This is a genomic window from Colwellia sp. C2M11 (assembly GCF_018860915.1).
In the GTDB taxonomy this organism is placed as follows: Bacteria; Pseudomonadota; Gammaproteobacteria; order Enterobacterales; family Alteromonadaceae; genus Colwellia.
Genome location: NZ_JAHKQD010000019.1, coordinates 47,703 through 59,004, shown reverse-complemented (window position 1 = coordinate 59,004; position 11,302 = coordinate 47,703). Strand labels below are relative to the sequence as shown.

The 11,302-nt window shown below is 37.8% G+C and carries 10 protein-coding genes; 8 read left to right on the top strand and 2 right to left on the bottom strand.

Going from position 1 to position 11,302, the window contains the following annotated elements:
• Positions 1-770: type II secretion system protein GspC (gene gspC, locus KO509_RS06880; protein WP_215972551.1), on the bottom strand; the 770-nt coding region annotated here is incomplete at its 3' end.
• Positions 771-1,142: 372 nt separating this feature from the next.
• Here gspC and galU point away from each other — a divergent pair.
• The 6 genes from galU to KO509_RS06850 all read left to right on the top strand — a co-directional run bounded on the left by galU (position 1,143) and on the right by KO509_RS06850 (position 7,848).
• Positions 1,143-2,042: a UTP--glucose-1-phosphate uridylyltransferase GalU gene (galU, locus tag KO509_RS06875; RefSeq protein ID WP_215972550.1), complete on the top strand. Its 900-nt coding sequence runs from the start codon at positions 1,143-1,145 to the stop codon at positions 2,040-2,042.
• A gap of 119 nt (positions 2,043-2,161) precedes the next feature.
• Positions 2,162-3,844, top strand: a complete 1,683-nt coding sequence (pgi, locus tag KO509_RS06870) for a glucose-6-phosphate isomerase (RefSeq protein ID WP_215972549.1) — start codon at positions 2,162-2,164, stop codon at positions 3,842-3,844.
• Positions 3,845-4,116: 272 nt separating this feature from the next.
• Positions 4,117-4,500 (top strand): response regulator, encoded by a 384-nt coding sequence (locus tag KO509_RS06865; RefSeq protein WP_215972548.1) that lies wholly within the window; start codon positions 4,117-4,119, stop codon positions 4,498-4,500.
• 136 nt (positions 4,501-4,636) lie between these two features.
• Positions 4,637-5,182, top strand: a complete 546-nt coding sequence (gene apt, locus KO509_RS06860) for an adenine phosphoribosyltransferase (RefSeq protein ID WP_215972547.1) — start codon at positions 4,637-4,639, stop codon at positions 5,180-5,182.
• 6 nt (positions 5,183-5,188) lie between these two features.
• Positions 5,189-7,414 (top strand): DNA polymerase III subunit gamma/tau, encoded by a 2,226-nt coding sequence (dnaX, locus tag KO509_RS06855; RefSeq protein WP_215972546.1) that lies wholly within the window; start codon positions 5,189-5,191, stop codon positions 7,412-7,414.
• 107 nt (positions 7,415-7,521) lie between these two features.
• Positions 7,522-7,848, top strand: a complete 327-nt coding sequence (locus KO509_RS06850; RefSeq protein ID WP_215972545.1) for a YbaB/EbfC family nucleoid-associated protein — start codon at positions 7,522-7,524, stop codon at positions 7,846-7,848.
• Between the two features lie 450 nt (positions 7,849-8,298).
• Here KO509_RS06850 and KO509_RS06845 read toward each other — a convergent pair whose 3' ends face one another.
• Positions 8,299-9,468: a hypothetical protein gene (locus KO509_RS06845; RefSeq protein WP_215972544.1), complete on the bottom strand. Its 1,170-nt coding sequence runs from the start codon at positions 9,466-9,468 to the stop codon at positions 8,299-8,301.
• Positions 9,469-9,917: 449 nt separating this feature from the next.
• Between KO509_RS06845 and KO509_RS06840 the strand changes: the two genes are divergently transcribed.
• Both KO509_RS06840 and KO509_RS06835 read left to right on the top strand, forming a co-directional pair.
• The gene (locus KO509_RS06840; RefSeq protein WP_215972543.1) at positions 9,918-10,952 is read left to right on the top strand and encodes a YHYH protein; all 1,035 of its coding nucleotides are present in this window, start codon (positions 9,918-9,920) and stop codon (positions 10,950-10,952) included.
• Positions 10,949-11,263 carry a hypothetical protein gene (locus KO509_RS06835; RefSeq protein ID WP_215972542.1) on the top strand — a complete coding sequence of 105 codons (315 nt, stop codon included), beginning with the start codon at positions 10,949-10,951 and terminating at the stop codon, positions 11,261-11,263. The genes KO509_RS06840 and KO509_RS06835 overlap by 4 nt, the downstream gene beginning before the upstream one ends.
• The last annotated feature ends 39 nt before the right edge of the window (positions 11,264-11,302 follow it).

Genomic DNA, 11,302 nt, shown 5'->3' with positions numbered 1-11,302 from the left:
TGACCGTTTTTACGTGCCGGTGTGATGCGCAAGTAATCCGTTATTTTCCCTGGGTTGTTGTTTAAATCATTACGTAATGACTGTGCCGCTTGTTTGAAATCATTATTCTTGCGTTGGTCAATAACAGTGCCTTTCGTTGCGGCCACTTTCGGACCACTTTTTTCAGCGCGCGTCGCCTTAGCCGCATTCGCATTACTCGCTTTTTTATGAGACACACTTTGCGCCGGTTGATTATAGTCTGCACCATCAAGCATCAAGGTTTCTAAACGCCCCGACTGTTTAATAATAACCCGGTCGATTAATACTTTTTCAAGTGTAGCTCGGGTGCCTTCAATAATGTCATCAATACCATAAGTTGCTTGTTTTTTCTTATGCTCAATAACCGCAGCCGCAATCGCCATATCATCACTAGCGACTAATCCTGATAACGTTAACTGTAAACGGGTTTCAGGTGCTGAAGCTATTTCTTCTATCGTTTCTGTTTTGGCTGCTTGATTATATTCACCAAACAAATGTAACGATTGTAGCTGTGATAAATCAACCTGACCACCTTGTAATTGGCTTTGTGCTTGTCGTTGAGCTGCCGTTAGGTTGCCCGCATTTTTATTACCAATGTTTTGTCCCGCCGTTGGCATGACCAGCCACGTGATCTTGGCCAAGATAAAAGCGATATAAATTAACAAACAGAGGCAGATAGCTTGTGCTATTTTTTTCTGAGGTAATTTGGCGATTAAATTGTTAATAAATATGAAGTTATCGGATAAAACCATTGAGTAAGCCATGAATGTAAAAAGTGATTACAAACAAATTAGATAAATGTCGAACGGTAATGATACTTGACCTAGATGATAGCAACAAGGGATGTAACTTTATTTTACAATTTAATTCGTCGGTTAAAAGGATACGGTAAGAGTCAGTGATTAGGGACTATGCTCTGTTTTTCGGCTTTTTTGCATGATAAATTGTTACATTAACGCTTACTTTAATACTCTCTTGATACTAAGTTTTGACTTAATTACTCAAATCTTAACTAATAACCAGCATAATTGTAAATAAGGTAAGTTACGTATTTACTATTTACATAAGGCAGGTGTAGCATAGGATATAATTTTTTTTGTATTAAATAAAAATGAAGGATTAGAATGAACAAGAAAATAACCAAAGCCGTAATTCCTGTCGCAGGGTTAGGTACACGTATGTTACCTGCGACAAAAGCTATTCCAAAAGAAATGTTGCCTATCGTTGATAAACCATTAATTCAATATATTGTTGATGAATGTGTTGCAGCAGGAATTAAAGAAATAGTATTGGTTACTCACTCATCTAAAAATGCCATTGAAAATCATTTTGATAAATCATTTGAGCTTGAAACAACATTAGAAAAGCGTGTTAAACGTCAATTACTTAAAGAGATTCAAGCGATCTGCCCTAAAGATGTCACTATCTTGCATGTTCGCCAAGGGGAAGCAAAAGGGCTTGGGCACGCGGTATTAAAAGCACGTCCTATTATTGGCGAAGAGCCATTTGTGGTTGTGTTACCTGATGTTATTTTAGATGATGCTTCTGCTAATTTAAAAACAGAGAATTTAGCTGCAATGCTTAACCGTTATAAAGACGTTGGCGGTTATAGTCAAATTATGGTTGAACCTGTACCTATGGAGCAAGTTAGTAGTTATGGTGTGGTTGATTGCGGTGGCGTTGATTTAGCACCTGGTGAATCACAACCTATGACCGCGGTTGTTGAAAAACCTGCAGTTGAAGATGCGCCCTCTAATTTGGCGGTTGTTGGCCGTTATGTATTATCTGAAAAAATATGGGAATTATTAAGAATCACTCCTCCTGGTGCCGGGGATGAGATTCAATTAACTGATGCCATTGCGATGTTAATGGAAAAAGAAACGGTTGAAGCTTTCCATATGACTGGTAAATCACATGATTGTGGTTCTAAACTAGGTTATATGAAAGCGAATGTTGAATATGCATTACGACATAACGAGTTAGGTGTTGAGTTTACTGATTACTTGAAAAGCTTGTCGTTATAGTTCGCGCTGAAATTATTAAATGCGAAATAGTTATTGATGTCGTTATTGGTTAGATATTTCGACATCAACTCTAGCTTTAATTTTAACGTTAGCTAATTCAGGGAGCACGGTGACGTCATATGGAACTTTTCAATAAAACTATTCAAAAAAATGCAGAGCGAGCGAAAAAACGTTCGATTTTTTCATTATTCGACTTACCTATCGACGCTGCACTTGATTCATCAGCTAGTTTGCCAAACCGAGCTGATGAATTTTCAGTGAGTGCGGCTGATCTTTATCTCGATTATTCTAAACAAAACATTACTAAAGCAGAGTTAGAGCAGCTGATTTCCTGGGCTGAAGCTCAAGGGTTAAGACAGAAAATGCAATTAATGTTCAGTGGCGAAAAAATAAATAATACTGAACAACGAGCTGTTTTACATACCGCATTGCGCGCACCTGAACAGGAAAAGAAGCAAGTTTTAGGTGAAGCAGCTAAGCAGGTAGAAGCGACTGAGCAGCGTGTGGCTGAGATTGTTGATGAAGTACAAAACGGACAACGCTTAAGTGCTAGTGGAGAAAAGTTCACTGATGTATTAGCTATTGGTATTGGTGGCTCTTATTATGGTATTAAAGTTGGTTTAAGTGCTTTGCAGCCTTATCACTGTACTGGTTTAAAGGTGCATGTTATCGCTAATGTTGATGGCAGTGCTGTTACTGAAAAACTTAACTCTCTCAATGCTGCGACAACGCTCGTTGTTATTATTTCTAAAACCTTTACCACACAAGAAACCTTGTTAAATGCGAAAGCGATTAAAACCTGGATGCTAACGCAACTAGGTGATGATAGTGCAATTGCAAAACAATGGTTTGCAATAAGTAGTAATGTTGAAAAAGCCCAAGCGTTTGGTTTAGAGTCTAGCCATGTACTGCCTATGTGGGATTGGGTTGGTGGACGATTCTCTGTTTGGTCTGCGGTTGGCTTACCTTTAGCGTTAGCTATTGGTATTGAGCACTTTAATGCCTTTAAAGAAGGAGCTTATCAAATGGATAAGCATTTTCAAGAAAGTGACTTCTGTGAAAATATGCCGGTACTAATGGCATTACTGGGTTTATGGAATCGTAATGGCTTGGATTATCCGAGTTTAGCGGTTTTACCCTATGATCATGCGTTAAGAGCCTTACCTGGATATCTGCAACAGACTGATATGGAAAGTAACGGTAAGTCAGTTTCTAACCAAGGAGAAAAGCTGGCTTGGAAAACGGCACCTATAGTTTTTGGACAGGAAGGGACTAATGGGCAACATGCGTTTATGCAATTGATGCATCAAAGTGATGAAATTATCCCGACAGACTTTATTGTTGCTTTACAAGGCACAAGTTTGTTAGCGGAACATCATAAAGTGCTCGTTGCTAACTGTTTTGCACAAAGCGAAGCATTAATGCAAGGTAAAAATATCGAGCAAGTAAAAGCTGAGTTAGCTAATAATGGTATGAATGAAGCAGAAATTACTGCTTTAGCACCACATAAAACCATGAAAGGAAATACACCGAGTAGTACTTTGTTAATGAAGTCATTAACCCCAAAATGTTTTGGTGCGATACTCGCTTTGTATGAGCATAAAATTTTTGTACAAGGGATGTTATGGCAAGTGAATTCTTATGACCAATGGGGTGTTGAATTAGGAAAACAATTAAGTAAGCAGGTACTCACTTACATGGGAGGTGGAGTTGAAGTTGAGAACGTAGAGGAGGGCATAGATAATAGTATGTCATCATCAAGTCTTAAGTTAATCACACTTTTTCTAGATAAAAATAAATAAACACGATAAGTAGCTTGCTCTTTGTAAACCAGTAAGAGGGCTATAGAGCCGAGTAAACATGGCTCTAATTAAACCAACATAACGTTTAATATAACCCAAAATAAATAAAACAACATCTTGTAACCGAATAGTTACACTAGAATAAAACTGTCATAATACTAGGCTTTGTTATTATCTTTATTTAAGGTAAAATACGCTTTGTGAAAGGAAGCTATATCTTTGTAGCGTAGTCCGAAATAATGACTAATTGATATATAGGCGTGAAGTTTTTTATGAATATTTTAGTAGTCGATGACAACAAAAGTGTACGAGAAAATATTAGTAAACTATTAACATCAGTTGGGTACACTATTACTACCGCAGTTAACGGTCTAGATGGCTTTGAAAAAGCGCAAAAAGAATCATTTCATCTTTATATTATTGATCACCTTATGCCATTAATGAATGGGGCTAACTTAACTAAAAATCTTAAGCAAACACCTTTTTGTGCATCAACACCTGTTTTGTTTATGACCACACAAAATAAGCAAAGTGTGGAAAGCCTACCTGAGTTTACTTTATTTAATGATGTTATTACTAAACCTTTAAATGAAACTAAATTTATCTCAACGGTAAAGTGTTTACTGGGGAACGTTCGCACCCAAATAGCATTGTAATAATGCTCGATTGAAGCTGCGATAGCGTTTTAATAGTGTGATAAATAATGGTGTAAACAATATCATCACTATAAATATTGCCTGAATTGTTTTATTCTTTGTCATTATTAAATTTTTACTTGGTATAAGAACAGTAATGACTGAACAACAATTAGCACAATTAAAATCTGCTATTAAAGCAATCCCTGATTACCCTGTGGAAGGTGTTTTATTCCGCGACGTTACTAGTTTACTAGAAAATGCAGAAGCCTTTGCATTAACCATAGATCTACTCACTGAAAAATATAAAGACCAAGGATTTACCAAGGTTGTCGGCACTGAGGCTAGAGGGTTCTTATTTGGTGCGCCTTTAGCGCTAGCACTAGGTGTAGGTTTTATTCCTGTTCGTAAACCTGGCAAGCTTCCAAGACAAACCTTTGCTCAAGCTTATCAACTTGAATATGGTGAAGATGTCTTAGAAATTCATCGTGATGCGTTAAGTGTCGACGATAAAGTATTAATTATTGATGACTTACTTGCCACCGGTGGCACTATAGAGGCGACCACGAAATTAATACGTCGCATTGGTGCTGAAGTGAAAGATGCAGGTTTTGTTATTTCTTTACCTGACTTAGGAGGTGAAAAACGATTGGCAGCAATCGGCCTTACTACGTCATCTCTTGTGCAATATGCTGGTGAATAAAATTATATGAGTTATCAAGTTTTAGCAAGAAAATGGCGTCCTAAGTGTTTTGAGGAGCTTGTAGGGCAAGAACATGTAGTGACTGTACTTGTTAATGCTTTACTGCAACAACGTTTACATCATGCGTATTTATTTACGGGAACACGAGGTGTAGGTAAAACCACAATTGCCAGAATTTTTGCTAAAAGCTTGAACTGTGAAACGGGTATTACAGCAACGCCATGTGGAAAATGTGATACCTGTTTGGAAATAGATCAAGGTAGATTTGTTGATTTACTTGAAATTGATGCTGCCTCGAAAACCAAAGTAGATGACACTAGAGAAATTCTAGATAACGTACAATATGCACCAACACGTGGCCGTTATAAAGTTTACCTTATTGATGAAGTGCATATGCTGTCGCGTAATAGCTTTAATGCGCTATTAAAAACGTTGGAAGAGCCACCTGAGCATGTCAAGTTTATTCTTGCGACTACCGATCCGCAAAAATTACCGGTTACAGTGCTATCGCGTTGTTTACAGTTTCATTTAAAAGCACTTACCGTTAAACAAATTGAAGGTAAACTTACCGAAATCTTAGGTTATGAAAATGTTACTCATGCTAGTGGTACCTTAACCTTATTGGCTAAAGCAGCTCGTGGCAGCATGCGCGATTCTTTAAGTTTAACTGATCAAGCAATAGCACAAGGGCAGGGCAATATAACCTTGCCTAATATTCAAGAAATGTTAGGTGGTTTAGATCAAAACTGGGTGTATAAAATTGTTATCGCGTTATTAAAACAAGACGGGGTAAGTTTAATGGCATTATCCCAAGAAATAGCAAGTTATGCGCCTAGCTATAGCCGTTTATATGCTGAGCTTATACAGCTTTTTCATCAAATAGCGATATTACAAATTGTTGACCAACATTTTGATTTACCTGCTGAGCACGCACAATTACTGAAAAAGTTTAGCCAGGCAATGTCAGCCGAAGATGTGCAACTTTTTTATCAAATTTGTGTGAATGGCCGTAAAGATTTGCCTTATGCATCAGATGAACAAGCAGCGTTTGATATGACATTATTGCGTTTATTTGCGTTTAAACCTATGCAAAAGTCGTCGTTACAGCCAATAGAAGCGAGTTCGCTTAACCAAACTGCTCCTTTATCTGATATTAAAGATTTAGACGACGTGCTTACGGAAACACCATCAAATGATGAACAAGCTTTAGCGCAACAAATGCATGAAATAGAGCAGCAGGCCGTTGATATTCAGCAAGCTGGGACAGTACCATTCTCGCAGCAAGCAAATGAAGTGATTACTGAACCAATGCAAGCTGAAGTACCACCTGTTGCGGTAGCTAATGTTGTTGAAAATAATAGCTATGTTCCGCAAGATGATATGTCACAAGGTTTAGCCACGCAAAATTTTGTTCCACAAAGTATTGAAGAAGGAATAGTGCCAACACCAGAGAGTCATATTCCTGTGCAAGTACATGAACAAGAAAACCAATATCAGGAACCCGTGGTTCAAGCACAAACTCTCAATGAACAACCTATGCACGTAGATCCTGTGAACACAGCAACTGCGCCAATAAAAACAGCTGATACACCAGTATTTGATAGTCCGGTAAGTTCAGTGTTAGCGACTCGTAATATGCTACGAAGCCGCAAAAAGCAATTGGATAAGCAAGGAAAAAAGTCTGATGGCGCCATAGCGCGTCAAGTTGATACCGACAATAATACAGACTTAGACAGTGCTGATTCAACTAATACAGCCATTAAAACGGATATTGAAAAAGTAGTGCTCCCGAAACCAGCACAACCTTACCAAGCGGAAAGTATTGATCCTTCAACTATTCGCAAAGCGAATCAAGTTGATCAATGGGCGCATATGATTGACTCCATGGAGCTTACAGCCCGATTAAGGCAGTTAGCAATTCATGCGACTATTGATGAGAATTCGACAGATAACAATTTAATTTTATGTTTAAATCAAGCGACAAAACATTTATACACTGATATTGCACAGCAGCAACTACAGCAAAGTATCAGTCAGTTTTTATCACGTGATATACAAGTGACTATTAATATTGTAGAGCAAACAGTCGCAGATCCTTATCAAATTCAATCACATATAAATGATAAACGTTATGATTATGCAAAAGATTTACTAAAAAAAGATGAAGTGGTACAAGGCTTAGTGCAACACTTTCAAGCGACCTTGGATGAAGATAGTATTACGCCAATTTGATTTTTTTGTTAATAACACCTTTTAAAATGTTGCTTTGCCACCATATTGGTATAATACGAGTAACAAATATTTTTAACCATTTTTAAAATAACTTATCGGAGATAGTAATGATGAAAGGCGGTATGGGCAATTTGATGAAGCAAGCCCAACAAATGCAAGAAAAAATGCAAAAGGCTCAAGAAGAACTTGCAAGAATGGAAGTGGTAGGTGAGTCTGGTGCAGGTATGGTTAAAGTGACTATGACTGGTAGCCATAGTGTACGTAAAGTTGAGCTTGATGATAGCTTAATGGAAGATGACAAAGATCTTATTGAAGATCTACTTGCTGCTGCAGTAAATGATGCTGTGCGTCGTGTAGAGGAACAAAATAAAGAAAAAATGGGCGCATTAACTGGCGGTATGCAATTACCACCAGGGATGAAAATGCCGTTTTAGGTTTATGGTATGAGGCGCTATATTTTTATATAAAACCCATAATAAGCTTATAAAAAAACCGACTTTTATGTCGGTTTTTTCTTCTTCAAATATCGCACCAAGAATAAATTGATTTTCATCACCGTAGGGGCGAATTTATTCGCCCGATAAAGAAAGTGCCCTACAAAGGCGTTGAAAATCATCATTGTAGGGGCGAATTTATTCGCTCGATAAAGAAAGTGCCCTACAAAGGCGTTGAAAATCATCATTGTAGGGGCGAATTTATTCGCCCATTAATGAGGTATAACATAATACGGCGTTATTGGTGTGTATTGTGTTCAGGCGACAGAAGTCGCCCCTACAAACGCCCTTACAAACGTCTCTACAGCAAATAACAAATGAACAATTTGAAAATCCTCACCGTAGGGGCGAATTTATTCGCCTTTTACATCATAACTTTATGCAGAAAGGTTAAATCGCTTCTAATGATAGCTCGAGCATGGTGCGAATTTGCTGCACTATTTTCGCTTCAATCTCTGGTTCAAATTGTTGAATTCTAGGCGTATGTATATGACCTGTTGGGATATTCGAGTTGAGCTGATCTCTTAATCTTATACTACGATATGAAATTTCATTTGATAAATAACCACCACCTGAGCCGTTAACCGCGATATGACCATTAAGTTGTGACAGGGTATGAGGCTCAATATCTTTTGGCTTGAGTGACTCATCAATACTGGTGACTTTATGATTATCAATGACTTTATAAGGGCCTTTAGCAAGCTGCATTTGCTTTATAGGAAGACTAAAAAGCACAAATTCTTCACCAGGTAATGGTTTATTATGAAGTTTGGAAATGATGGGGGCTTCTTTAGTACCGCCGGAAAGAATATTTAAATTATCGGGTGCTGTTACACTTCGGCGTTTGCCAGGAAAACGCTCTAAATCAAATTCTTTACGCCCCATACTCACGGTTACAATCATATCTACATTATTTAGTGCGTAATAGGGCGCAAGCAATGATTCGATGAGCCCTTCATCAAAATCTTTATAGCGAACAGGGATCATAACGGTGTTAATTTCAGCTGTAATACCTTGATAGGTTATTACTTGACCATCAAGCTTTAATGCAGCAATACCTGAAGGGTTACTTTGGTTAATATTTTTATCAAGCAAGAATGGGTCGAACCCGGTTAATAATATTTTTTTATGAGTGGCTTGCGTATACTCAAGATCCATTTGTCCTCTGGAGCCTTGTTCAAACAAGGTTAATAAAGCCTGTGTTTGCTGCATAGAAAGCTCGAATGATGGCGAATTTGAGCGAATAACTTTACTTGCAAGCAGTCGAGCCCAGTATAAAGGACGATCGTCGAGTGTTGCTGCCGATTGTACTTTGTTTTTTGCGTCTAACCAGAGCTTTTGAGCGTGTAATATTGTTATGTTCTTAGCCTTTTGATAACTATCAGCTTCTTGCCATGCGTGTTTAAAATCATCAATATTAGTGGTAAAAGTCTTCATTACCTCGGGCATTTTAATTGTTGCATTTTCAATACGTAATTCTTCAACTGTTAATTGTTTTGCATAAGTGGCGTTACTTAGCAGTAAGGCCGTTATGGTTAGTAATATTTTCTTTTTAAACATAATATTCCTATTGTGACATGATGACTTTTAAAAATGGCAGCTGACGAATTAGGATAGCTGGCTGATTATGACAGTTAGCATAGCAACTTTATCGCGTAGCAGCTTAACGCGAGCAGTACCTTAAAAACTCAGGAGTAATTACTTTCTAAATGCTGCCAGTATTGTTCGCTAATACTATAAAGTAAAAATAAACATTAGTCTTATAACAATAAACAAATGTATAGATAGTGAGCAGATAGGGGGATTTTGATTGCAGTGCTGTCAATGATTTATAAGTAAGATAAAAGCATAATGTTACGGGCATAAATATTACTACAGGCCAATTGTGGTGCTATACAAAGCATAGTTCGTTAATAAAAAAATAGTTAATTTTATTATTTTTCTTGTTTTGCATATTCTTTGCACAATCATTAGATATCATTATTTAAACAAATAATGAGAGCGTCCTTATGCGTAAAATTTATATCCCCCAATCTTTTGCAAAAAAAGCAGTTACCTTGTGTGTTCCTGTCGTTAGTAGTTTATTGCTTTTTAGCTGCGGTAGTAGTGATTCACAAAATGAAACTGAAGAATTAACGCAAGTTGTTGTTGAAGATGATAATGAGTCAGGCAATTATTTAGTTGATACTACCAGATTTGAAGCCTCGTTAACTGAATCGGTAACCGAAGTCGCTTGTACGTTATCAAACGGTGAGGAATCGACTTGTTACTCTATTACGGTGAGTGGCTTTCCTTCAGATAGAACGGTGCTAGGGCCATTTTGTCCAGAAACGACTTCCACTGAAGCAGCCGATGCTGGCAAATGGTTTGATGATGGTGTGTTATATGATCTTACTGGCGAGTTTATTACTAATTTAGATACCTTTTACGGTGATAGTACTTGGCAGTTATACAATGAAGCCACCGGTGAAGTTAACATTACCGATACACAAATTGCATGCGAAGCGGCTGCAAGACCAGATGTCGCTGAAGAATATAATAACTTTTGTGTGCAATGTGAAATTAGTTATTACAGCGGTGATGATGGTGAAGGTATTTCGTCGACCTTTTTAATTCCAACAACACCTGTGCCACGAGATAGTCCTGCGTCAGTTGGTCGAGATAGCATTGGTGTGGCATTTAATGGCGTAACCTTGGATGCTGCTGCGCCGACGGAAGCTATTTTGGGGGCTTATACTATTGCTGCATTTGACGATTGCGTTGGTCATGTAAATCCATTTGCGGGTTACCATTACCATGGTGCTAATCATGGTGAAGGCTCTTGCCCTGCGGTTGCCTTTGAAGCTGACGGTCATGGTGGTGCTTTTGGTTATGCACTTGATGGTTACGCAATCCATACAATGTTAGATGAAAATAATGAAGAAGAGAGTGATTTAGACTCTTGTCGCGGACATAGCGATGATGTTCGTGGTTATCATTATCACGCTGCCGGTCCTGGAGAAAACTTATTTATTGGTTGTTTCAACGGGGAGACAGCACTGTGATCAAATTGATTAACTTATGTCTAAGCCTGTTTATTATTACGTTATGTAGCAGCAAGCTGGCAAGTGCTCATGACTCTCATACTCATACGGCACCTTGGCAGGCCTGTGAAAATATGCACAAAATAGAACAATGTTCTTATACTAATGGTGATGGTGACTTGTTTAAAGGTACATGTCAGTTATTTAATGAAGTTCTTATGTGTGTTAGAAATCAACCAATTATTCATGTTGAGGATCTAGCCAAAGACGCACAAAGTACAAATAAAAAAACACATCACCATGAAACGTTAAGTGATAACGGAGTTCATTAACTGTCGATTTAGCTATCGATTTAACTATCGATTTAACTA

Bases quoted from the DNA above. Each gene is read 5' to 3' on its own strand.
- galU (WP_215972550.1), top strand. From the start codon at position 1,143: ATGAACAAGAAAATAACCAAAGCCGTAATTCCTGTCGCAGGGTTAGGT.
- pgi (WP_215972549.1), top strand. From the start codon at position 2,162: ATGGAACTTTTCAATAAAACTATTCAAAAAAATGCAGAGCGAGCGAAA.
- KO509_RS06865 (WP_215972548.1), top strand. From the start codon at position 4,117: ATGAATATTTTAGTAGTCGATGACAACAAAAGTGTACGAGAAAATATT.
- apt (WP_215972547.1), top strand. From the start codon at position 4,637: ATGACTGAACAACAATTAGCACAATTAAAATCTGCTATTAAAGCAATC.
- dnaX (WP_215972546.1), top strand. From the start codon at position 5,189: ATGAGTTATCAAGTTTTAGCAAGAAAATGGCGTCCTAAGTGTTTTGAG.
- KO509_RS06850 (WP_215972545.1), top strand. From the start codon at position 7,522: ATGATGAAAGGCGGTATGGGCAATTTGATGAAGCAAGCCCAACAAATG.
- KO509_RS06845 (WP_215972544.1), bottom strand. From the start codon at position 9,468: ATGTTTAAAAAGAAAATATTACTAACCATAACGGCCTTACTGCTAAGT.
- KO509_RS06840 (WP_215972543.1), top strand. From the start codon at position 9,918: ATGCGTAAAATTTATATCCCCCAATCTTTTGCAAAAAAAGCAGTTACC.